The sequence below is a fragment of the Halorubrum salinum genome, from assembly GCF_024494575.1.
Classification (GTDB): Archaea; Halobacteriota; Halobacteria; order Halobacteriales; family Haloferacaceae; genus Halorubrum; species Halorubrum salinum.
This window is the reverse complement of record NZ_JANHDO010000006.1, coordinates 91,255-113,560: the sequence shown is the minus strand read 5'-3', so window position 1 is coordinate 113,560 and position 22,306 is coordinate 91,255. Positions and strand designations below refer to the sequence as shown.

General features: G+C 55.2%; 20 protein-coding genes. 11 read left to right on the top strand and 9 right to left on the bottom strand.

Annotation, left to right across the window (positions count from 1 at the left end; genetic code table 11):
- Positions 1-23: 23 nt before the first annotated feature.
- The 4 genes from NO930_RS13840 to NO930_RS13825 all read right to left on the bottom strand — a co-directional run bounded on the left by NO930_RS13840 (position 24) and on the right by NO930_RS13825 (position 8,018).
- Positions 24-3,485, bottom strand: coding sequence for an ATP-dependent helicase (locus tag NO930_RS13840; RefSeq protein WP_256403878.1), 3,462 nt, complete (start codon positions 3,483-3,485; stop codon positions 24-26).
- Complete coding sequence (locus tag NO930_RS13835) at positions 3,485-4,384, bottom strand: PD-(D/E)XK nuclease family protein (protein WP_095638059.1); 900 nt, start codon at positions 4,382-4,384, stop codon at positions 3,485-3,487. Before NO930_RS13835 ends, NO930_RS13840 begins: the two co-directional genes overlap by 1 nt.
- Positions 4,381-6,570, bottom strand: a complete 2,190-nt coding sequence (locus NO930_RS13830; RefSeq protein ID WP_256403877.1) for a PD-(D/E)XK nuclease family protein — start codon at positions 6,568-6,570, stop codon at positions 4,381-4,383. Before NO930_RS13830 ends, NO930_RS13835 begins: the two co-directional genes overlap by 4 nt.
- Positions 6,571-7,037: 467 nt before the next feature.
- Complete coding sequence (locus tag NO930_RS13825) at positions 7,038-8,018, bottom strand: metallophosphoesterase family protein (protein ID WP_256403876.1); 981 nt, start codon at positions 8,016-8,018, stop codon at positions 7,038-7,040.
- A gap of 643 nt (positions 8,019-8,661) precedes the next feature.
- On the opposite strand from NO930_RS13825, the gene NO930_RS13820 reads away from it, so the two are divergent.
- From NO930_RS13820 to NO930_RS13810, 3 genes are all read left to right on the top strand, one after another.
- Positions 8,662-9,600: an AAA family ATPase gene (locus NO930_RS13820; RefSeq protein ID WP_082224220.1), complete on the top strand. Its 939-nt coding sequence runs from the start codon at positions 8,662-8,664 to the stop codon at positions 9,598-9,600.
- Positions 9,593-9,994 carry a DUF7970 domain-containing protein gene (locus NO930_RS13815; protein WP_017342144.1) on the top strand — a complete coding sequence of 134 codons (402 nt, stop codon included), beginning with the start codon at positions 9,593-9,595 and terminating at the stop codon, positions 9,992-9,994. The genes NO930_RS13820 and NO930_RS13815 overlap by 8 nt, the downstream gene beginning before the upstream one ends.
- Positions 9,995-10,137: 143 nt before the next feature.
- Positions 10,138-10,626 carry a DUF1643 domain-containing protein gene (locus NO930_RS13810; RefSeq protein ID WP_026046138.1) on the top strand — a complete coding sequence of 163 codons (489 nt, stop codon included), beginning with the start codon at positions 10,138-10,140 and terminating at the stop codon, positions 10,624-10,626.
- 237 nt (positions 10,627-10,863) lie between these two features.
- Here the strand turns inward: NO930_RS13810 and NO930_RS13805 are convergent, their stop codons facing one another.
- Complete coding sequence (locus NO930_RS13805) at positions 10,864-11,502, bottom strand: Cap15 family cyclic dinucleotide receptor domain-containing protein (RefSeq protein ID WP_256403875.1); 639 nt, start codon at positions 11,500-11,502, stop codon at positions 10,864-10,866.
- Positions 11,502-12,431, bottom strand: a complete 930-nt coding sequence (locus NO930_RS13800; RefSeq protein ID WP_256403874.1) for a nucleotidyltransferase-like protein — start codon at positions 12,429-12,431, stop codon at positions 11,502-11,504. The genes NO930_RS13805 and NO930_RS13800 overlap by 1 nt, the downstream gene beginning before the upstream one ends.
- Before the next feature lie 475 nt (positions 12,432-12,906).
- Between NO930_RS13800 and NO930_RS13795 the strand changes: the two genes are divergently transcribed.
- Positions 12,907-14,208 carry a site-specific recombinase gene (locus tag NO930_RS13795; protein WP_256403873.1) on the top strand — a complete coding sequence of 434 codons (1,302 nt, stop codon included), beginning with the start codon at positions 12,907-12,909 and terminating at the stop codon, positions 14,206-14,208.
- A 22-nt stretch (positions 14,209-14,230) separates the two neighbouring features.
- Here NO930_RS13795 and NO930_RS13790 read toward each other — a convergent pair whose 3' ends face one another.
- The 3 genes from NO930_RS13790 to NO930_RS14195 all read right to left on the bottom strand — a co-directional run bounded on the left by NO930_RS13790 (position 14,231) and on the right by NO930_RS14195 (position 16,134).
- Positions 14,231-14,404, bottom strand: coding sequence for a hypothetical protein (locus NO930_RS13790; protein ID WP_256403872.1), 174 nt, complete (start codon positions 14,402-14,404; stop codon positions 14,231-14,233).
- 971 nt (positions 14,405-15,375) lie between these two features.
- A complete protein-coding gene (locus NO930_RS13785) occupies positions 15,376-15,858 on the bottom strand; it encodes a hypothetical protein (RefSeq protein ID WP_256403871.1) in 483 nt (160 codons plus the stop codon).
- A 48-nt stretch (positions 15,859-15,906) separates the two neighbouring features.
- Positions 15,907-16,134 carry a DUF8115 family protein gene (locus NO930_RS14195; protein WP_486608244.1) on the bottom strand — a complete coding sequence of 76 codons (228 nt, stop codon included), beginning with the start codon at positions 16,132-16,134 and terminating at the stop codon, positions 15,907-15,909.
- A 354-nt stretch (positions 16,135-16,488) separates the two neighbouring features.
- On the opposite strand from NO930_RS14195, the gene xseA reads away from it, so the two are divergent.
- The 7 genes from xseA (at position 16,489) to NO930_RS13745 (ending at position 22,305) form a co-directional block, all read left to right on the top strand.
- Entirely contained in the window at positions 16,489-17,541 is a 1,053-nt protein-coding gene (gene xseA / locus NO930_RS13775) for an exodeoxyribonuclease VII large subunit (RefSeq protein ID WP_256403869.1), read from the top strand.
- A gap of 3 nt (positions 17,542-17,544) precedes the next feature.
- Entirely contained in the window at positions 17,545-17,727 is a 183-nt protein-coding gene (gene xseB, locus NO930_RS13770) for an exodeoxyribonuclease VII small subunit (RefSeq protein WP_256403868.1), read from the top strand.
- A 221-nt stretch (positions 17,728-17,948) separates the two neighbouring features.
- On the top strand, positions 17,949-18,227 hold the full coding sequence (locus NO930_RS13765; RefSeq protein WP_256403867.1) for a hypothetical protein: 279 nt from the start codon (positions 17,949-17,951) through the stop codon (positions 18,225-18,227).
- Positions 18,228-18,233: 6 nt separating this feature from the next.
- Entirely contained in the window at positions 18,234-18,653 is a 420-nt protein-coding gene (locus NO930_RS13760; protein WP_251331444.1) for a DUF7985 family protein, read from the top strand.
- A gap of 27 nt (positions 18,654-18,680) precedes the next feature.
- Positions 18,681-20,414, top strand: coding sequence for a DUF8186 domain-containing protein (locus NO930_RS13755; RefSeq protein ID WP_256403865.1), 1,734 nt, complete (start codon positions 18,681-18,683; stop codon positions 20,412-20,414).
- Positions 20,411-21,241 carry a hypothetical protein gene (locus NO930_RS13750; protein WP_256403864.1) on the top strand — a complete coding sequence of 277 codons (831 nt, stop codon included), beginning with the start codon at positions 20,411-20,413 and terminating at the stop codon, positions 21,239-21,241. The genes NO930_RS13755 and NO930_RS13750 overlap by 4 nt, the downstream gene beginning before the upstream one ends.
- A 2-nt stretch (positions 21,242-21,243) precedes the next feature.
- Positions 21,244-22,305, top strand: a complete 1,062-nt coding sequence (locus NO930_RS13745; protein WP_014053097.1) for a TrbL/VirB6 family protein — start codon at positions 21,244-21,246, stop codon at positions 22,303-22,305.
- Position 22,306 lies beyond the last annotated feature (1 nt).

Here is a 22,306-nt window from a genome sequence, read left to right as displayed (position 1 = left end):
ATGAGATTGTGTGTTGTGGGCTTCTACTGATTCGCTTCGGGCCGTCGGTCCCATCCTGGGTCGGCACACCCAAGCGAGTGATGCAGACACTCCGCACAAATGAGGCCACTGTCCGGGTCTCCATAGGAGCTGACATCTGCCGCACGAAGGTCAGCGTGGAGGTCATCACGGAACTCAAGCAGCTCCTCATAATCGTATAGGTCAACTTCCGGACCAGCCTCCCCGACGTACACATAGCCGGCCTGTGTGGCTTCCTCATCGGAAAGCCGCTCGTTGAGTGCCTCTAAGTAGAGCAACAACTGGTAGCTTTCTGTAACGTCTTTTCTTTCTTTGGTGTTCTTGTAATCTAGGACCACCAACTCACCAGCCGGATTCCGATAGATCCCGTCAATATACCCCTTCACAACACCGCCGATATCCTCGAGATACCCTTCAAGAACAAACGGCCACTCTGCTGCATGTTGTGTCCACCCGGGCACAGGAGTAGTGAAGAATCGGTTGACCCCGTCTTTGGCACGGACCCGTTCGCGATCCGAGAGCCCCCGGCGGGTTCCGAGTCTGTCAACGGCGCTGATCCACTCATCTTTCGCGGTATAGTTGTGCCAATATGCCTCTTCAGCGACGTCGTGGAACAGTGTCCCAACCGCTGCATAATCGATCTGCGGATCCGATGACTCCGCGTCACCTGAAGTATCTACTAGCCCTGAATCATCGAACGCATACACAACATGGTCAAGATAATGGCGGCGAGGACAGGATTTGAACGTCTCGAGCGAGGAGTGGCTGTGCTCACGCGCGATTTTCTGCTCTATGTCGACACTGCCTGGGTTCGCTCGAAGGTCGAAGTCCGTCGGATCCACTGGATCAAGTTCGCCAGCACGGAGCTGCCCGGCAAAATCCAGCAGTTGGGATTCTGCTTCCCCGGGATCGACCACGTTCCCCCAGTACGTGATATTCTCTTTCGTCTCAATAGTGCGGTCGTTGACGACGTCTGTTAGGTCGATCGCGGACTGTGGGTGCTCATCTTTGAGTTGCTCGAAACTGCTCGTCAGCGCACTCCAGAGGTTCATTTTTGCGCCGCTAACGCTCCATTCAATCCCGTTTCCGAGGTACTGATCGATCTCACCAGCCGCCACTTGATTGTCATCGGGTTCACCACTGTTTCCGTAGAAGAACAGGTGTTCTTTCGCTCGGGTGATCGCAACGTGGAGCGTCCGCCATTCTTCATGGAGGTCCGCGAGATCTGTAGTCAGCCAGTCTTCATTATTGCCGTCCATCTTCTTTTGAAGGACATCGTAACAGAAGTTTATCTCAGCGTGATTCCCTGGAACGCTCGGCCACTCATCATCCGAGAGGTAAGGAATCAACACAACCTCGAAATCGAGCCCCTTGGCCCCGTGGACCGTCATCAGATTTACTTTGTCATCGACTTTTTCGGCTGATTCGATACGACCCTCAATCGTCTCACGAGAGATCGTCTCCTGTAGGTCGAGGTGGTCAACGAAGTCACTCGTCAGCATCGACTGAATCCCCTTGTCGTCGTAACCTTCGATTTTGTTCTCAAGTTGGGCTAGATCTTGCCGCTCATCTTCTGTGAGATACCACTGGATCTTGGTTCGGTCAAGGAACTTCTCATAAAACCCACTCAGCGAACTGGTTTTCCGAGCTTTCTGCAGATAGGTAATGTCTGAAATTGCCCGCTCTACCCGCTCTGATGCAGCAAAATCGCTCGGATCAGCATCAACCAGTGAGTCATAGAGCCCATCGTCCTCCTGACTCAGCAGCCGGAGATCGGACTCTGGCAGGCCATAGAGATGTAGGAGCACTCGATAGAGATTCGTGTCGTCGTGGTGATCAACTAAGAGTCGGAAGTAGGAGAGGACAGTCTCCACACCAGGGGACTGCTCACCATCTGAATTTGTGGAGACCGAGAATGGGATACTCTCAGCGTCGAGCTGTTCGGCGACAGTCCGAGCATGGCTGTTCTTCCGGACAATGACTGCGATTTCATCTTTCTCGTACTGGTCGATCTCATCGAACCGGCCTTGTAATAGATGGGAGACGGTCGAGGCGACTTGTTCAGCTTGAGCCTCCCGATCAGGGTAGCCATCGACCTTCACAACTTCATTCTCACCTCGCCCACGATGGGCCGTCAGTTCATCAGTGTGACCGAGATTCGCTGTGAAGTCCAGAATACCCTGATACGAGCGGAAATTAAGGTTCAGATCTATCGACGTGATGTCTGGGAAGATATCGGTTAGATCTTCCAGATTCCCCGGGCTCGTCCCTCGCCACTCATAGATCGCCTGATCAGTGTCTCCGATCACGAGCACATCCGAATCTTGCCCAAGGGCGTCAACAACGTCGAGCTCTGCATGGTGGGTGTCCTGAAACTCGTCACAGTAGACGTAGTCCCATTCGGCTCGGATCTCATCGCCGACGGTATCGTCGTTGAGGAGCTCTGCAGCGCTCTGGATCAGCCCATCATAATCGAGTGCGTTCCGCTCTTCGAGGGACTGTTCATAGATGCGGTAGGCTTCAGTGAAGTCGTGGGCCTTCCGGTACAGATCGACGTATTCCTGGAGTCGAATGAACGGGTTCTGATCGATTACCTGGAACCGATTCGAATTCGGATGACCAGTAAAAAGTGACGCAGCGAGCGTTGCGTTTGACCCAGACAGACCGTCTCGGCGGAGATGCTCCTGAACATACTCGACTGTCTCCTCGAACTCCCAGAGATAGTCTGCAATCTCAGTCAAAAATTCGGATTCTCCATCGAATTCATCTATAATCGCCCGTAGCTCTTTACGAAGATCGATCAACCATTGTTTCATCCGGGGGCCTGCACTACCACCATCGGCAAAGAGTGTATCCAGATCCCAGAGTGTCTCACTAGTGTGTTGGATCTCTTGGACAGCCCGGTGTGCTCGCATCACGTCAGACTGGGCTGGAAGCACCGATTCGACATCATCAGGAGAATGGCCCGAGCGTTTGATCTCGCCGATAAAATCGAGTGTATCTTCGAGGATGTTATCTCGAGTGCCGTCACTTCCTGGCGTCATCGGTTCGATAAGGTCGAAGTCGATCTTTTGTACTATCTCCTGTATGAGCGTCGCACTTGTGCTCTCAGTAATCAGCTCGAAATCCGGTGGGTGGTCTGTGTAGTATGCGTACTCGTTGAGAAGCTGATGACAAAACGAGTGATAGGTGTATGAAGAGATATTGTAGCCAAGCGTTGAGTCCAGCTCTTCAGCCACTCGTGTTTCGACGTTCGTTGCCGCCTTGTTCGCAAACGTCAGTGCGAGGATCCGTTCTGGGTTCGCCCCTTGCTCTTTGATCTGGCGTTCGATCTTCCAGACCATGGTGGAGGTTTTACCGGTCCCAGCCCCGGCATTTACGCGGATTTGGGATTCGTCCGACTCGATAACCGCTGGCTGATTCCCCTTTGGATCGATATCGTCTGTATCCGACTCTGGCTCCGACATTAGAACTCGACCCCCCAATTGAAGCGTGGTTTACACATGTCTTTGTATTCACAGTACCGACAGGTTGATTGGAGTAGGCCAGACCTCCATGACTCCGGGATCGTCGTATCCGCTTGGGTAATGTTACTCACAGTTGCTTCCAGTAATTCGTGATTCGACTCACTGTATTCAGAATGCCACTCTGTAAGATCTCGCAGTTCTGGCTCCACAGCGACGCCATCGATACCACTGCCGTCAGTCGTCGTCACTGACTCATGAAGCCCAACAACGACATAGCTCACATCATTAGTATCGACGTCTTGGTCCTCACTTACCCCCCTAATCGCCAACTCAGCCCGAAGTATCGATGAGATATATCCACCGCTATACTCCTCTTGCGTAAGGTATTGGTCTGCTTTGTTCTCTTGTGGGTGAGAGAACGTAATGCCACGAAGCGTTGGAACATAGTCATAGACAACGAAGTGACCGTTATTCTGCCTACTAAGCAAGTCAACCCCCGTTTTTACTGTTCTCCCGGCCACCTGGATCCCAGTTGCTGTGCCATGTTCGACGGCCGATGACAGGTGATCGTCCCAATAGTTCTCAAGGTATGTCTGCAGAGCTCGCTTTGTGACTGACTTATCGAATTCTTCCTGCCGGTCAGACAGGTAGAGCCCGTCGTCGGTAAACCGATCCCACTGTCGGTCGACAAAGTTTATCGCCATCTGTGCTGCCGCCTCACTGCTTCCCTCAACCGAATTGAATGTGGTCAGTAACGCTATTCGCAGAAGCTTTCCACGCCGATTGAAACTTTGTGTATTCTCTTCGGGTCGGATTTCGAGCGCATGTGTATACTCCCACTTCTGTGGACACGCAAGGTATGTCTCAATCTGATCGAAATCCAGCATTTCAGCACTCATTGGTCACCAACCTCCCCACGAGCCATCTCTATCTGGCGATAAACCGCATCAGAAAACCGCGGGTCGATCTCAGCTGATTCGATAAGGCTCTGTATTGCGCCAAAGAGCTGCTCTGCATCTTCAAGCGCAACATCTTGATCACCAATTGATGCAGCAGCGCGGACAGCTTCGAGTTGCTCCCATGGCTGTTCGAGGATAATTCGCGACACGTTTCCAGTCGTGTAGACGTCACGTTCGTATTCACCCTCGCCAATCTGCGGGATCTGTAGGGTGTCAGTGATCTGCCGAAGATACCGAGACGGCTGGTATGTACGGTCAAGGGTATCGCTGTCCGCTTCATAGGTGCAGAAATAGAGGTGGTCCTGTGCAGATCGGGCCCCGATTGCAAGTTTCCGTCTGTCCAATTGCCGGTAGTATTCGTTGAGTGGCGACACTGCTTCCATCTCTGCTGGTCGGAACGTGTCTGTAACCGTCTCCGGAGAGACATCCGTCACATTCGGGAAGCCAGTCATCTTTCGCAGCCAGGCGGTCGGGAACAGTGGGGTCAGTGCGAGCCCTTCTGGGTATTCTCCTTCAACGACGTTGAGGAGGAAGACGGCCTTCCGCTGATCGTTTTTCAATACGTTGACTGTGTCCACCAACACGCCTCCCTCTTCGACATCAAGATCATCCGAGTGACTCGAGGTCTGGTAATCCGTCACCGTCCGTTCAAGAATCGAGTTGAACCGGGGCCAAGTCGCATCCAAATAATCAGCGTCATCGACGAACTCGGCCACCTCGAGTAACATCTCCACATGCGAAAACTGATTTTTTGCCTTCGCCTCTTCTTCGGTCTTCGCGATTCGGTCTTTGAGTTGGGTAAGCCGGATCCACGCTTCGAGTTGCCCGACTAAGCTCTGGTTTGAGCGGACGTCTTCGACAATAGCATCCAGTGTATCGGGTTCGATGTCGAGTCGAGTCGTCAGTAGCGTCTGTGCCGTGTCCGACTGCTCATGAATATATGTCGCAAGCCCGTGTAGCTCTCGAACGGAGGGGTCCTGATCAAGGCCAAGCACTGTCGCGGATGCAACAGGGATCCCAGAATGTTGTAGAGCATGGCGCGCTTCCGGTATCGGTCCATTTGCATCCTTTAGCAAGACGCCGATTTCGTCGTACCGGAGATCATGCTTATGCCGGAGATACTCGATTTCATTTGCGACCGTCTGGAGCTGTTCCTCGAACGTTAGCTCCTGAATCAAATACGTATCGTCGGCGAGAGACTCATCGTCGGTAGCTATCTCTTTTCCAGTGGCAAGGTGCTCAGCGATTTTTGAATGTGCCTGGTTTAGATCCCTCTCTGTTGTAAGGGGTTCTGTAGGACTCTCGAGACCGCTACTCTCAGCTGTGCTTTCACCGGGTTCGCTCCACACGCGCTCGATACTCGAATCCGATTCTGCGAGACACACGAGCTCTGCAGATTCAGCTAGGTAGCTCAAGTAGGTGCGTTCAATCGAATTGAATTCCTCGAATTCAGCTACAATGATGGCGTCATACTCGCGTTGCGCCTCTGCCAAGACATCTGGATCCTCAATCGTCTCCAACGCGTTCTGGAGCACTCTCGCCCGCTCGGTTTGCCCGCGCTCGTCGAGCCGATCATGGAAGCGTTCGTTGATAGACGCTAACTCGGTCAGGAAATCATCGTATTCCCCCGTTCCGTCAATGTCGAAACCACCTTGCCAGGTGGCATCCATTAGGATTTGCCCCACATCTCGACCGAAAGAATCCAACTCGGATGGTCCCTCGAAATACTCATGATCCCAGTCGTGCTGGTCAATGACCAGCGCGAGAAACTCGATACGCTCTTCATATGAAATAATGTCCAGCGATGTCTCGCGGGCGAGCAAGTTTCGAGCATGAAATGCGACCGACTGGACGTTTGGGACACCGATCAGATCCAACTCATCACCGAGTGACTGGGTGAGATCTGCGATACCAGTCGGAAGCCGTTTGAGGACGAGAATATCCTTCGTATCATAGTCCTCCTGCAATCGCTCATACAGGTCAACGAGATACGGCACAAGCGACCCGCCTTGAAACGGAATTTCATGAATCGTCCCAGACAGACTCCTCCTACTCATCGATGCCCCTTCTGCTACGGAGCCTGCTGTTAGTTTTCTCTCGCTTCTGACTTGTATATCCGGAATCATCTGAACTCATAAAACTATCTCTGTTGCGATCTACTCTTCCGAAGCGGAATAAGGGTATTCCAGTCAAGTGAACAAGCTATCTGTCTTGTTGAAGAGCGTGAGATGGAGACGTGCGAGGCTACGAAGAAATTGAACGCTTCCGACTGTCCCGACTCCGTGAAGCCTCACTCGTTCCGTCGCGGCGCTATTACCGCGTGGCTCAACAAGGGTCACTCGAAGGAACTGGTGTCCGACCGGATCGACGTATCTACCGATGTTATCGAAGAACACTACGACCAGCATACAGAGGGAGAGAAACGGCAATTGAGAAGAGGACTATTTGAAATGGACGACTGAGTAGTGATCTATATCCGTAGAAAACTGATAGATATCGGACGCATAGGATAACAAGTAGATAGCACAAATCACTACAAGTGACTGTCCCAAGTAAGCCCGATCTGGTTATCAGCCCGATTTTATAATACGAATTAGTATAATTTGTTCCACTTACCGAGCCGGTGACGGACGATTCTACAGTGCCCATTTCCTCCTCTCATTCTCCATACAGAACCTGTATCATCTAGTTTACTTGGAAATCCAGTAAAAATTATTTTTAGATTTTTCTCATCAATTTCTCCTTCTTCGTGATGATGTCCAAGAAAAATAAACCATTCCTCATTAGTATCTTTTATTAGCTGATCAAATGTCGATAGCTCCATATCTATGCTCTTTGGGTGTGCGATGAGCACGTTCGGTCCTTTATACTTTTGTTCGAACTTTGTCCAATCAAAATCGGATATATTATTGAAGGAACTGGAATTCAGTCCTAGAATATTGAACCCACCCATAGACCCCCAGTTAGCAGTCTGATCAAGTCTGTTTATATTGGGAAGAGAAGAAATTGATGAAATTCTACTCTCTACTTTATTATCATGATTTCCAGTTACAAACAATACCTCAACATCCATATCACCAAGTTGATCAAATTTCTCTTTAACATTATTGTATCCGTATTTATCCACTCTGTGGTCGAACAAGTCTCCAGTGTGTAATATGCCATCAATATTCCACTTATCAGATAGTTCAACTAATAGATCTAAAACATTAAATTCATATCCATTTATATACCGAGAATCAACATTGGTTGTTCGATTTCTATATCCAAAATGGGTATCACCTACTACCAAGAAGTCAAAGGCATCGTTTGAGACTCTTCTAACCGATGTATTGTCAGTCTCAGCTAAAAAATGCCCCCCATCCGATCTAGACCGCAGCTCGACATCTTTTAATTCATATTCTTCACCGACTGCCCAACATATGTTCAGTGGTTCGTTATCTGATAACCGAAATTGATGAGTAGTACCATTTGACCGCCGCACTCTCAAACTTGCTACTTTCGGCTCATTTACGTCAATCCGGGTCAGGATGACGACTTCATTTTCAATATATTTTTCAAATTCACCAACCATGATAATTGGAAACTAATATTATTTAGATAAAAAGGCCGTGTGATTATAACAGCTGTGTTAACTGTATGGTTTTATTTATTATTCATGCGACACATATTTCCTCCTTCTGCTACTTCCTCCAACGACTGAATTCTTCATGGAAACCTCTTCTTGCTCTGCTATGTGAGAGTATTCCAATCATTCTGATTGTGATCGTGTTATTCAGACAAGTTGTTATGAGGTAACAACTCTACTGCCAATAGAGTCAAAAGGTAGTGATTCTCGTAAAGCCGTGTAAACCCGTACTAGTATAAATAAATAGACCTACACGAGAACACAGCCAAGGTGGAGCCGTGTAAGTCATACCACACGCCCGGGCATCGATAACTGATCGAGACGCCTGACAGTAGTTCGACGAGTCGGCAGAGTACGTGGGTAGCCAACAAGTCCACGCGGTACTGTTCGGCACGGACTAGGACATCCGTTAGCATCTCCAGCCACGGTCAATGTTAGAACTCATTTCCTGGGCCTAAGATCCCCTCTTCTATCTATTCTATTCAGGAATCGAATACTATTCTAAAATAGCTCTATCGAGAGGAATAGAACGCTATTCAAACTATTCACCACAGAGTTAAGTCGTGAGGGGATGATACTGTTGAATAGTATGAATGGCTCAGATAGCAAGAATAGTATAGATAGCACAAATAGCCCAAATGGCCCATATAGCTCGGCACAGACCGGCGGGAATTCTCGCGCTGTGTCGGTTTGTATGCTGAAGGGGGGTGTTGGCAAATCAACGATCGCAGTCAACCTCGCCCGACAGCTGGCTGCTCAAGATCACGATGTTCTCCTCATTGATCTTGACCCGAACGGTCACGCATCCGTCGGATTAGGCTATGACGACGAATACCACAACACAGAGGAAACCATTGGTGATGTCTTCTTCGACGATGCTGACCCGACCTCTGTCGTCTATGATACCGGCTACGAGTTCGACATCCTCCCCTCCAGCGAGGATCTCGAGCAGGTCGAGCGAGAGATCGTCGTGGGCGACGTGTTCCAACCCTCTGCGCTGCTCAAGCGGGAAGTCGTCGACCCACTCCTCGGAGACACGTACGACTATATTGTCACGGATTCGCCGGCGTACCGGTCCCGACTCACGGACAACGCGCTTGTCGCGACGGCGAATCTCGTGCTTCCGCTCGCGCCTGGAAACGAGGCGATGGCCGGCTTGGAGCGAACCATCGAGCGACAGATCTCTCCGCTTCGGCAGCATATGGACGTTGACGTCCTGTCGCTGGTTCCGAACATGTTGAGCGGCCGTATCGATCAACAAACTCAGGATCGCCAGCTCCTCGAACGTCTCAACTCGCACGATAGCCTTCAGGATCGCATCCCAAATTTCGCGCGGATCACGGACTGGGAGGCTGTCGACGCCGGCGATCTCAAACCCTCACCGGGCATCCGGGACCGAACCAGCATCACGAAGGCCTACGGCGAACGCAAACCCCTGCTGGACTACGATCCAGCCTGTGACCAGTTGACGTGTTTCGACGAGTTGGCGCACATCGTCGAGGCCGGCGAGGTGGTCCGTCATGAGTGAGGACGATCCGTTCGCCGACCTTGGGGAGACGCTCGAGGATGAACCGGATGACGACCCACAGGATACGGATGACGCATCTGAATCGGAGACGACCGAGGAGACCTCTGCTCGGGACTCGGTCGAGCCGCGGGACCCGATAACCGACACTGCGTTCAGCTATGAGGCTGCCAAACAGCGGCCCTTCTACGCCCGTGAGGCTACGATTGAGGACTTCGATTCTTGGCTGAAATACGAATTGGAGCGGGAGCTCAACCAGCAGGGCTACCAGAAAATCGTCGTTCGTGAGATGACCGATGCCCTCCTACGAACTGTCGTGGAGGAGGATCTCGTGGATGAAGTGGCCGAACGGTTCGAACAGGCCCGCGAATCTGCTTCTTCAGAATTGTCTGAATAGAATACTATTTTAAAATAGAATGCTATTCCACAATATCTTCACAGCCGATACTTCACGCTGTGGTCCACACGTTGAGGACGACGAACTGATCCGGTGGGAGTACCCGACACTCGGAACGATCGCGACGATTCAGGAGGTGGACTATGGACAGTGACGCTGTGCTGAGTCCTGACCGAGTGTATCGATACCGCCTCAGTCGAACGTGGGACCGAGATAATCCAACGCTCGGCTTCATTATGCTCAACCCGAGTACGGCCGATGAATCCGAAGACGACAACACGATCCGGCGCTGCCTCGGCTACGCGAAAGACTGGGGATACGGATCAATACTTGTAGGAAACCTGTTCGCGTACCGAGCGACTGATCGGTCGCAGCTTCGCGAATACGACAACCCAATTGGTCCCAAAAACGATGAACACCTCCGTTCGATCTGCGAGGAAGTGGACATGACTGTCGTTGCGTGGGGCACGGATGGGGCGTTGTACAATCGGGGTCCCGAGGTCGTCGAAATGCTTGATACCGACCTCTACGCATTGAATAGGACGAAGGAAGGACACCCTAACCACCCTCTATACCAGCCGAAGGATGCGGAACCAGAACTGTTTGATTATGGCTCTACCGGAGGTGATTGAGTAGATGCCGAACCAGCTCAGGACCACCGGTAACGGAATCATTCTCCAAGTAACCAAACCCCCTCAGAGTGCCAGCGTTGCCGAAGAGGACTCCGACAGCGACACGACCCACCGCGGGATGGCACACGAATCCAGCACTCGGGAAATGGCTACCGCGCGGAGAGTTGTTTAAACCAGGTGAGCCATAGACAATCGGTGAAAGTGTAAATGATTCGGGTCGGTGAATCAGTTTAGCCGTCAGGAAGTGCGTTCGACCTCAAGACGGCCGTGATTCTCTCGATTTGGCCCCGTGTAGTACGTCCCTTCGAGTGTTTCAGATTCAGGGTCGTACTCAACAGTGGTCGTCCCAACGTGTTGGTCCAACTCGTCATGGAAGTCGGTACCCTGATTGTTGTAATTATAGGTTAGTGTGGTTGGTCCGTTGCCGGTTAGGATGGTCGCACCCGTGCTATTTGAATTCGAGTTCGGGCCGACCAGCTCGACGAGAATCTGGTCCCACGACTGCTTGATTCGCAGAGTTGCCTCCATCTTCACGAGGCCGTGTCCGAGCTCGTTGACGGCAGCCACGTCTTCGTCGTCGTACTCGTCCGTGTCTGTGTAGAGGTGGCCGGTCCACTCGCCGCTGAGATCTGGTGGTGATCCTATTGCCACCGAAATCGGCCAGACGTTCCACAGTCCTCTCGCAACAAGGAAATATACTGCTGTTGACGCCAGTACGAACGAAATCGTCACGTTGGTGAATATCTCGTACCCCGTGAATAGGGCGACTGATGGGCCGAGATTATTAGCTATCAGAACACCCGCCGCACCGATCGCAAAAAGGGTGACACGGCGCCGGCGCAGCCGGTCGGTCGAGAACCCGTGGGTCCCGCGCATTAGAGGTCGTCGAACATCGACCGCATCTTCTCGATGTACTCCTCAGCGTCGTCAGTGTTCCACTGCGTGTTCTCATCTCCGAACAGGGCCTCCATCTCTGACACCTGATCGAAGCCAGTGATGTCCGTGCTGTCCCGTTCAAACCAGGAGAGTACGCTGTCGAACCGATCGGTGAGATCAGACGTTTTTAGCACGTGGTCGGGGACATTGTAAATCAGGCACTCGATGTAGTAGGAGGGCGTGTCGAGAGTGAGCCAGTGGTTATCGTTGTAGTGGCCTCTCGCGTTTTTGAATATCCGCACAGTCTCGCGGAAGTTGTCGTGTTTCGCGTTCCCGTTCTCGTAGTGTACCTTCGGGAAGTTGACCCACCACTCGTCACTCATGAGAGGCTTGAATATCATCCCCTCTGTGTATTCGGGGTCTCCATTCTCGGGGTAGGAATGGTAGATGCGGTACTCCTGGGCGGCGACCACGTCAACGTCGATGGGAAGCGGGTTGTGACGACCCGATATCTCGATTGCCTTTCCAGAATTATCGATGGGGTCCTTCAGTCGGTTCTCGCGATAGAACTGCCGCAGGGCTTGTACGACGCTATCACGAAAGCCATCGTCGTAGCCGTAATCAGCCGGGGAGTTTTCATCGTGGTACCGGTCCCGCTGCTCGGCGGTGAGATCGCTGAGGTCCCGCCTCCAAGGGGATCGGAGTTGTACAATCAGATCGAGGTCGCTCGACCCTCTCGTGTTGGTGTAGTTCTTGTAGGATCCCTGCGTGTAGATCGTGAACGCGTTGATGTCGGTGTGCTGAACAAGAGCTGACCGATCGCGATTCAGGTCACCCTTGATCCTCGCTCGGGCAGTCTTTGAGTTCTGATTTGCTGCTGTCCTTCGCTTGGCCCATGTGTCTGGGATCTTGGACTTCCGAACCGCCATTAATCGCCCGCCTCCGCTTCGGTTTGGGATGTAGTGTGTTCAATGGACATCCAGATGAAACAACGGCCGCCGGTGGCTTAAGCGTAGGTAGACCGGTGTGGAAGTGATAATTACCACTGGAATTTGCCAGAAGGCGGGCCGTTCCCACGGGAACAAAAGGGGGGTCGGGTGGCAATTTGAACCGGCGCAGAAAGTTTATATAGCGATATACAATTTACTAAGAGCCTATGCCGCTAAGAATGACTCTCGCACCCGATACCACCGGACAAACTCTCACAAAACCAAATAGCGCCCAAAATAACATACTTTGTCTTAGTTGAGTAAGACAGAGTAAACTCTTAGTGACCCCCACCCGTGGCCCCAAACGAGGCAGAATCAGAATCATGGCCGACGCTTCTATCGACGCGCGCTCCAGCCCGATCGGCGCTGCTGGAGGGGCGTTCCGACGGCACAACCCCCACACTACGGAGGCCCAATGACGGGCCGCCGCTCCGTCGAGACCGCGATTGACGATACGTTCACGAAGTACCTCACCGACAAGGGCAAAGGCGACGCCGGCGAGCAAGGCGCGTACCGGACGGACGCCGAACGCGAGCTCCAGCGATTCCGGCGCTGGTGTCTCGGCGAGACCGCCGACTCGGCGAACGCGTCACCGCCGGAGTCGTGGGCGGGCGTCGTCGACGGCGACACCGTCCGGTTCGCTGACCTCGACACGACGGTGTTCTCGGACTACGCGCGGTATCTCTCGACCGCCGGGTACGCCGCCGGGACCGTCCTCACCTACTACGCGCACGTGGCCTCGTGGTGCGGGTGGGCGCACGCACAGGGATACATCCCGCGCCACTACGCCCGGGAGTCGGACGCCGAAGACCCGCTCCCCGAGAACGACGGCCGACGTCCAGGCGACCAACAGGCGTGGGAGCCGATCCACCGCGACCTGATCACGCAGTTCGTCGACCGGCGAGTCTCAGAGGCGTTCGACGCTCTCGGCGCGATCGAGGTTTCGCACGCCGACCGGGGCGACCCGGAGAGCGAGACGTGGCAGGCCAAACAGAAAGCGCGGTTCGAGGCGTACCAGCGCTGTCGCGAACAGGCGCTCGTGTACGTCGTCGCCTACACCGGCCTGCGCGGGTCGGAGTTCCTTTCGGCGCCGAAGGAGGACCGTGAGGGCCGCAACGGCATCCGCTGGCGTGACGTGTCGTTCGCGGACAGCAGCGTCACCGTGTTTCGGAAGAGTCGCGAGTGGAAGGAGGCGTCACTCCCCGAGCCTGTTATCGGCCCGCTGCGCCGGTACGCCGAGGTGCTGGACGTCCCGGACTCGTGGCCGGTGTTCACGACGCTCCACCGGCCGTCGCTCGCCTCACACGTCTCCGACGGACTGGGTGATGCCGGTCTCGACGACGACGCGATCGAGAGCGTCCGGGTCGGGGCGCCCGACCTGATCGTCGCCGCCGAACACGACCTCGACGCGCCGAAGCCGCTCACCACCGACGGCGCCCGGTCGATCATGGAGCGACTCTGGACGCACGACGAGCTCGCCGAGCGTCGCGACGAGCTGGACCTCTCGCTCGACGGCGACTACCTCGAACTCCACGGCGGACGCCGGGGTGTCGGGGAGGTCCTCGTCCGGCAGTTCGGCTACGCCGCTGCGGCGCGGTACCTCGACAACAGCGAGGAACAGGTTCGCGAGGCGTACCAGCACATTGAGGCAGCCGAGCGGGCTGACATGGCGACTGAGGCGTTCTCGCAGACGGACAACCGCGTGAACGAGCGGTAGCCGTCGACGCCTGTTCTATTCTCTACCCCGCTTTTGCCGCAAAGACGAGTAGCACGATCCCGATGACGACCATAATTGTCCCGCCGATTCCGCCATCATACGCAGCCTGTTGGCCTCCAGCGACGAGGAATCCGAACCCCAACAGCCCCGCGATCACCGCCACGATACTTTCTACAAACTTGTCAAACAACCCCATTGTCGTGGTCAAATGATGATTGGCAAGTACAAATTGGTACCGGGGTACTGGTGAAAGTATAATATCGGGTGTTAAACCTCTCTCTTTCCAGAAACATCGAGATAAGCATTATTCCTCTGGGAAGCCGTCCGGTCCTGATGATCGACCTCCAGCCCCGTGGACAGCCATGACCGCCGCGACTGCCACGGCCGCCGGGATCGCGGTGAACAACAGAGCACCACCACCAATCCCGAAGAGCCCCAATGTAGACTCTTCCAAGTAGGCCGTTCCTGAATAACCTGCTAAGCCAGCAGTGGATCCGGCGATAAAAATGACTGTTAACCCTACGATTGCGGGTCTCGTGACAACCCACACCAGCAAATCACGCGGTAGAACATACGCGAACGGGATGGCGAGAATCAAACCACCGACCATTACCAGGGAGGTAGTCCCCTCCGGTTTGACGACCCCGCGGAGTGTGGCGCTCAATGCGACTGCGGATGCCACGGCACATAGTACGAACGCCGCTCCCGCACGACCCGTCACCAGATTGCGGAACGAGGCCGACTCTTCCGGCCATGAGACCATATGCGTATGTTACACTCTTATCAAATAAATCTCAGGAGACATAGTAGGTATCATGGTAGTCTGACCACTTGCGTATCACTAAACTCAACTGTAACGCCAATAGAACAAATGACACAGCAGACAAGGGTTGAGAAGTAAAGTATTGACAGGATGGCACAAAGAGAATAAAATAGGTTCTGAGTCGCTCGCCGGCGTCGAGGGCGTCAGTCTCAGCGGAAGTGAGGTGTCCGGTGTCGGCTGACTGTTCGCCTCTCTGTAGTGTATCGTGGTCGCTCATAGGGGGTTGTGCCGGTCGTGCCGGTGTGTAGTTGTAGGCGCGTCCGTACGGCGTAAATCGGTCCGGGGGGACAACCAGCGATCAGCGGCAAGCGTTCGTTACTATACAATAGTAACGTTCGAAGCGGCTACTTGTCGTCCGGGAGCGCGTCGTATACGTCACTGAGGGCATCGGTGATTGCTTTGGCCCTCTCGTTTGCTATCCTCTCGTGTTTCTCCTCGCGTTCTTTCCTCCGACGCTTGTCCCGCTCCCGCTGGGCCGGAGTCTTCGAACCGAGAGTAGTGACAGCCACAACTGCTGGCTGAGACGTCCCCTCAAGCTCTTCGAGTAGATCGTCGAATTTCATCACAACGTCTATCGGCACCTCACCGATTTCGTCGCGCTCTCGAAGTTCTTTGAATCGTTCGCGCATCTTCCCAATCAGTTCGTAGAACGCATCGCGGTCTTCACCCTCGGAGAAGTCCAACGCCTTAATTCGCTTGAGTAGGACCTCCGACTCGGTATTTAACCGGCGGACCCATGTGAGAAAGGCATCGTCCCGCTCGACCTCTGCTTCTTGAACCCGCTGCTGACTGGCTAAAACTGTGTCCAGCAGGCCAGAACCGCTCATACTTCGATTCGCACGTGGTCGCACAAAAGGCTTCACCACCACCCGGGTCTACATCGACCGCTTCGCCTGCTCTCCCCCCGCGTCAACAAGTCGCTCGTACTCCTCGCTGTCGCCGGCGCGGAGTCCGAGTCGTAGGAGCAGCCGAATCACGTCGGCCTTCTGCGGGTCGTCCGGGACGTTCATGTTCAGGTCCGCCGCGAGCGTCGAGCCACCTCCGCCATGCGCTCGTCGTCCGCGAGGTGATCGAGGTACGCTGTGAACATGGGGTCGCGGCACCCAAGCGACCGGTTACTGCCCGCGCCTGTCGGACCGACCGAAGAGATGCTCCAGTCCCTGTTCGGCACCGGCGGAAAATATGGTTCCAAGTTCATGGGCCCGCTCCCGGAGCAGGGTGACTGATCGCCCGCGTATTCGTTCTGTTTCAGAGCCACGGAAGCTGATCCGCTGAACTCACGCGCTGTATCTCGCACACCGTCCCTGTCAGTTCTTAAGTATTTCAACGGATCCAAGAATTAGTACTGAGTAATAGACAAAGCAGCATCCGGGTTTGGAGTCTATACCACGCGTATGTCCTAACCCAACTCGGACGTAGCTTTTTGGAGGCGCTTGTTCAAAGGTTACCAGACGTGTATGGCTGAGGCACCGGATACCGAACGGCAGGCGGTCGAACCCGATGCGAGAGAGGTCCTTAGCGTGTCCCAGCTGAACGACAGGATTGCGTCGGTCGTCGAGGACGCGCCTGCCCTCGGCGGTGTCCGCTGTATTGGCGAAGTTACGGATCTCTATCAGAACAGTACGGCGCTCTACTTCACGCTCACCGACGGTGAGGCTGAGCTCCCCTGTATGATCTGGGCGAACCGTTACCGGGAGATGGAGGCCGACCTCGAAGACGGCACCGAGGTCATCCTCGAAGGCGATATCGACTACTGGACTGAGGGCGGGAAAATCGACCTCAAGCCGTGGGAGGTGATCGTCGTCGGCGACGGCGACCAAGCGGCCGCGGTTGAGCGACTGCGCAGCGAGCTTGACGAGCGTGGCTGGTTCGACGACGAGCAGAAACAGCGCCCGCCGGCGTTCCCAGAGCGGGTCGGTGTCGTGACCTCACTCCGGGGCGACGCTCGCTACGACGTCCAGAGCGCGATCCACGAGCAGGACCCCACCGTCGACATCCTGGTGAAGGATGCGACCGTCCAAGGGTCTGAGGCACCGACATCCATCGCGAACGGGATTCACCATCTGGACCGCTCCGAGGACGTCGACGCGATCATCGTCGGCCGCGGTGGCGGGAGCGATTCGAACCTCCAAGCGTTCAACACCGAGCGCGTCGCGGAAGCGATCTTCACCGCGAACACACCGATTGTGACTGCCATCGGCCATACTGACGACCGACTGATTGCGGATTGGGTGGCCGATATGGCCGCGATCACGCCGACCACCGCCGGCGAGTCCATCGCCACGTCTCGGAATGACTTTCTCGCAAGCGAGGTTGAGCCGCTGAAGCAACAGCTGGAGGCCGCCTACGAGACCTTCGAGCAGGCGCACGAACACGAGCAGGAACTGGCCGAGGCAGTCGAGGAGGCGACTGTTCCCGAGGGGCTTCCGCCGGTGTACTACAAGGTCGCCATCGCCGTCCTCCTCCTACTGTTACTGCTCATTACCGCACTCTGGTTGGGGGTGTTCTAAGCGATGGCGAAAGACCCAGAAATCAACCGTCGAGTCGACCAGGTCGAAGAGATCATCGACCAGCTCGATACGGATGACGTCTCGCTCGAGAAGGGTGAGGAATTACACAAAGAAGGAAAAGCTCTGTTGAACGAAATCCGCGAACAGCTCAACGAGGGTGAGGGAACGATACTGGAGATTGAGTAGTCACCAAGAGGATCGGGGCAGTCACCTCAATTGATCAGAAGCCTAAGTTGGGTAATTCCGTCGAGACCATCTAAGACCAGATGCTATTCTAGCGTTTATTGAAGTTTAAATTGGGATTATATCGGATTAATCCTAGTTAACTAACGATTTCCACTTAATCCCTCAGAAGTATCGACCACCGTGCGCCAACACACAGTGTCGGTGGCCAAATCCACACAAATATGATTACCAGATCGGTGACCATCGAAGAGATTGACGACCTATACTTGATGTGGAACGACCACATCAACGCTTCAGCCCTCTATCGTCGTGCCCTCCGCGAAGAGATGGACGTTCGTGGCGTGGATCCCGACGAATTCCGAGACCTCCTTGAGCGGGCCCGCGAGCAGGGCTACACACTCGAAGAGATCGCTGAAACCACAAACCGCTTCGCTGATCTCCAGTCGCTCGTGGAAGATGCGGATCGCAAGCCGCCAGCTGGAGATACCCCAAACGAATAATTCGCGATGTCAGAGAACAAGACTCCCTCCGACTCTGAGCAAAGCGCTGAAAATCAGTCACTGTTGAACAAAAGTATCGCTCGGCAGGCGGGGCTCACGATCGTTTTCCTCAGCCTCGTCGCTGTGGAACCAGTAGCCGCCCAGGACAACGCGGTCTGTAGCGCAGATAACCTTCCGAGTATGATTGAGGGATTCTTCCAGCTGACTACTGCGCTGGGGATCGTTGGCCTCGCCATCGTCTGGCAGGCTGACTCCCTCATCGAGATGTTCACCCTCAACCCTGAGCAGAAGAAGGGACTTAAGCGCCACAAGCGCTCCGCGATGAAGTCTGCGGTCGTCCTCGTCGTCCTCGGCCCACTGTACACCGTCGCCGGGTCGATAATGGGTCTCCCGCTGGCAGAGTGCGTGGACCTCGTCCCCTGGTGACTACCCGGTTCCCACAACACACCCCTGATGATACGACGAAAGCTCCCTGTATTCATCGCCGGCTTGCTGGCGACGAGCCTAATCACGGGTATCGTCGCCGCTGACCCGCCACGACCAGGTACGGAGGGGAACGGGCTCACGGAAAACGAGTCGGCAACGCTGTGGTCACGTGATGCGGACAACTACATCAGCCAAGAGGAGTACCGCCAGCGGTACGGCGAGGACCGCTCCGCCGTCCACCAAGTCGCGAACGGGACCGACGTCACGTTCAAACGCCCGCCCGCGACCGCGGCGACGTGGACAAGGAACGACTTCGAGGACCTCGATGCCGGCGGCCCAGATACGTCCATGCATCCGCCGCACGCGGACCTCGAGGACGGCGTCTTCATCGAAGATGCTCACGCAACGATCTTCGCGGTCCAGCCCTCTACTCGTGGCCACCTCGAGTCCGGTGAAACCCCACTCTACATCGCACCGAATGGGACGATGCGCGGGTTCGTTGATTACCGCGTTCGCGTACCCAACGGGAGCTCCTCCGGCAACACGACTATCTCGTGGTCGCTCACGGAGCACGAGATCGAAGAAGTCCGGTTGAAGAAGGACGGCGAGATCATCGCCGAGCGTGACGGGTCACATACGCCTGCTCTCGACTACCAGATCGAGGACGACTGGAGTGCGAATCTCACGTTGGAAGCGGAGATTAGCGTTCGGCTGAAGAAGACTGTCAGGACCGACCTTGGTGACCGGACGGACGTCGACGTCACCTATCGGACGGAATCACGGAACGTCTCCGATTCGATCGCCGTCGAGATCTACGACCTCTCGGCGTATCCCTACTACGCGGAGTACCCCGACGGCGACGCCGGTGTGGCCATCTTCCAGTCGCGGCCGTGGCAGGGATATACGCTCACGGAGGACGGTGAGGCACGAGTCCGTGGCATCTGGCGGTTCTACACGGCTCGGAACACCAACTGGGACACGCTCGTTCGGTCGAACCGGACGGATAGCGCCACCGTCGAGTCAGACGCGATTCCGGTGTACGTCCACGCGTATCCGTCACGCATCGGCCCGCGTGCTGAGCCGGTCCGGGACGGCCCCGAACTCATCGAGACGTGGGGGACTGACCGCCCGTCGCCCGTCGGCACCATCGGCGAGAACATCAACATCAACATCGTCAATCAGTCGTACACGACGACGTACGGCGTCGCCGTTCGGGCGGAGACCATCGACCGCGAAGCGCTCCACGTTGCGGGGATAGTCCGTGGCGTGAACGCCTCGATTGTCGAACCGGATGGGGGCTCCGAGCGCCAGCTCCGGCGCAGCAACCTCACGGTCAAAGTCCTCGAACAGAACCAGTCACAGGCGACCCTCCGAATCGAGCTACGGGACAATCAGACCGGCGCTCCAATCACGCTCGACAATAGCCGTCAGTATCCGATTGGCAGAACCACCCGGAACGGGTACATCACCGCCGCAGATCAGCGCGTCGAGACCAACGAATCCGGCGTTGCAATCGTGACGATCGACGAGCCGGGGATCTACACGGCTCGGTACCATCCGGGTTCGTGGCTTGGCCATAATCCCGCGTACGTAAGCGATTCCGCGACGGCGCGCTGGCATCCACTTGGGACAATCGACGGCTGGTTTGCGCTGGTGTTCGAGGTCGGCTGGCAGCTGCTGCCGTTCTTCGTGATGTTCTACGCCGGCAAGCGACTCCTGCGGATGCTCGGCCCAGAAGACATCTTTGGACAAAACCCATGACTCGAAACAATCCCCACATCAGTAGACGGACCGCCCTCCGAACAGTCGCCGGTGCCGCTCTGGCGAGCGTGGCCGGGTGTCTCAACAACGGTGATTCCCCAGGTGGCGGCAATTCAACCCCGTCCGATGAAGGGGGAATTATCCAGCAAGTCACCGTGGAAGGGACAGAACTCGTCGTCGAATACTCGTCGGAAGAGGGAGTAGATCAGATCAACCTCGTTCAGCCAAATGGGGAGGTCTTCGGTCAACGAGAAACCGCTGCTGGGTCACAGCAGGTCTCCTTCGAGATCGGAACTTCCTACGAGCCTGGAGAGTATACAGTCGTGGCTCTCAGCGGTGATGAAACGCTAGCTGAAAGTTCATCACTGATTCAGCCAGAAATTGGGATTCGAGATGTCGGCCTTTACCGGAATAATCCTGAGAAGCCGTGGGATGAAGTCTACGGAGATACCGAGACAGATCGGCTAAAGAACGGGGAAGCGTACGTTACCGTCGAAAACGCTGGAAGCGGGCCAGAAGCGGTTGTTGAGTTGGTTTTCTCCGGTGATGTCCCAAATCCTGTCGAAGAATCCCGAGGCAGTGGGATGTACGAAACCGAGCAGGTGGTAATCTCACCAGAGGAAACGGTCGACCTATTCAGTAGTTCGTTCCCGTTTGGCTCTGAATCTGAAGAGGGAATGGGATGCTCTCCGGACGGGAACAGCGGCGAATTCACTGTCACAGTCCGGACCCAAGTTGGTGGAGACGACGTGTCGAAAGCCTTCGATGTACAGTACTCCGGATCCATGGAAATGAGTGACTGCGAGGTTTCAATCACGGAGGCCTAACGATGGTGGACCTGATAGACGTCGTTCTCGAGGGGATCAAAGACGTCGTCGATTGGTTCATCGGTCTGTTCATGGACGGTCTTCGGTCGGGGTATCAGACCCTGACCGAAGAGATGTTTGGCACTCCAACTCCTCAGACCGACGGGACGTTCATTTTCGGAGAACCAAGTAATGCCCCTTGGCCAGCAATCCAAGAGGGGCTAATCGGCGGCGAGATCATGTTGATCGCTCTGCTGCTGCTCGTGATGAGCGTTCAGGGTCGACACACCATCCGGATCTTCAATATCGGGAGTGCGTACGAGGCTCGAAAGACCAAGAAGACTGCCTGGGTCGGTGCTTTCCTGATTATTACCTGGTACTGGATCGGAGCGCTCGCACTCTACCTTGTCGATGGGTTCACGATTGCTCTGATGCCGGAGCTGTCCTCGCTGGGCTCTGCTATGCTGCAGTTCATAACGGGGTCGATTACCAATCCCGGTCTTGGTCTCCTGTTTGCCCTAATTGGAGGAATTTCGATGTGGGCGTTGGAGGCGCTGTTCTACATCCGGCAGATTCTCCTCTACGTCTACCTGTACGGGATGCCCATCGCGTTCGCTATTGCGTATGGCAATATCCCTGTCCTCTCTGATGTCGCGATGGGATTCAGCAAACGGTTCGTCCCGTTGGCCATCCTACCCCTGCCTGCAGCGATAGTCCTCAAGGGATACGACTTACTCTACTCTGGAGGGGCGTTGACGCCGGGAACAGCGTTCCTCAAGTATCTCGTCGCGTCTTCACTTCCACTCGTTGCGCTCTATGTCACGTGGAAGACGTTCAAGTACGCGACCCCGCTGACCGCGAAAGTTCTCGGCGGTGCGACCAAGGGAGCGGCTCTCATCGGCGGCGTGGCTGCTGGAGCATACATCGGCGGCGCCGGCGTCGCGACGACCGCCGCCCGGTGGGGCCCGAAAGCCGCTGCGGGACACGCCGTTGCCCAGAAGGCAGCGGCCCGAGGTTCGAACAGCGACGAAGATAGCGGGACGCCGTCCTACCGGCGGACGGAGAACGACCCTGGAAGCTACTAAC

Coding starts and splice junctions, on each gene's coding strand:
- NO930_RS13840 (WP_256403878.1), bottom strand. CDS start 3,485: ATGTCGGAGCCAGAGTCGGATACAGACGATATCGATCCAAAGGGGAAT.
- NO930_RS13835 (WP_095638059.1), bottom strand. CDS start 4,384: ATGAGTGCTGAAATGCTGGATTTCGATCAGATTGAGACATACCTTGCG.
- NO930_RS13830 (WP_256403877.1), bottom strand. CDS start 6,570: ATGATTCCGGATATACAAGTCAGAAGCGAGAGAAAACTAACAGCAGGC.
- NO930_RS13825 (WP_256403876.1), bottom strand. CDS start 8,018: ATGGTTGGTGAATTTGAAAAATATATTGAAAATGAAGTCGTCATCCTG.
- NO930_RS13820 (WP_082224220.1), top strand. CDS start 8,662: ATGAATGGCTCAGATAGCAAGAATAGTATAGATAGCACAAATAGCCCA.
- NO930_RS13815 (WP_017342144.1), top strand. CDS start 9,593: ATGAGTGAGGACGATCCGTTCGCCGACCTTGGGGAGACGCTCGAGGAT.
- NO930_RS13810 (WP_026046138.1), top strand. CDS start 10,138: ATGGACAGTGACGCTGTGCTGAGTCCTGACCGAGTGTATCGATACCGC.
- NO930_RS13805 (WP_256403875.1), bottom strand. CDS start 11,502: ATGCGCGGGACCCACGGGTTCTCGACCGACCGGCTGCGCCGGCGCCGT.
- NO930_RS13800 (WP_256403874.1), bottom strand. CDS start 12,431: ATGGCGGTTCGGAAGTCCAAGATCCCAGACACATGGGCCAAGCGAAGG.
- NO930_RS13795 (WP_256403873.1), top strand. CDS start 12,907: ATGACGGGCCGCCGCTCCGTCGAGACCGCGATTGACGATACGTTCACG.
- NO930_RS13790 (WP_256403872.1), bottom strand. CDS start 14,404: ATGGGGTTGTTTGACAAGTTTGTAGAAAGTATCGTGGCGGTGATCGCG.
- NO930_RS13785 (WP_256403871.1), bottom strand. CDS start 15,858: ATGAGCGGTTCTGGCCTGCTGGACACAGTTTTAGCCAGTCAGCAGCGG.
- xseA (WP_256403869.1), top strand. CDS start 16,489: ATGGCTGAGGCACCGGATACCGAACGGCAGGCGGTCGAACCCGATGCG.
- xseB (WP_256403868.1), top strand. CDS start 17,545: ATGGCGAAAGACCCAGAAATCAACCGTCGAGTCGACCAGGTCGAAGAG.
- NO930_RS13765 (WP_256403867.1), top strand. CDS start 17,949: ATGATTACCAGATCGGTGACCATCGAAGAGATTGACGACCTATACTTG.
- NO930_RS13760 (WP_251331444.1), top strand. CDS start 18,234: ATGTCAGAGAACAAGACTCCCTCCGACTCTGAGCAAAGCGCTGAAAAT.
- NO930_RS13755 (WP_256403865.1), top strand. CDS start 18,681: ATGATACGACGAAAGCTCCCTGTATTCATCGCCGGCTTGCTGGCGACG.
- NO930_RS13750 (WP_256403864.1), top strand. CDS start 20,411: ATGACTCGAAACAATCCCCACATCAGTAGACGGACCGCCCTCCGAACA.
- NO930_RS13745 (WP_014053097.1), top strand. CDS start 21,244: ATGGTGGACCTGATAGACGTCGTTCTCGAGGGGATCAAAGACGTCGTC.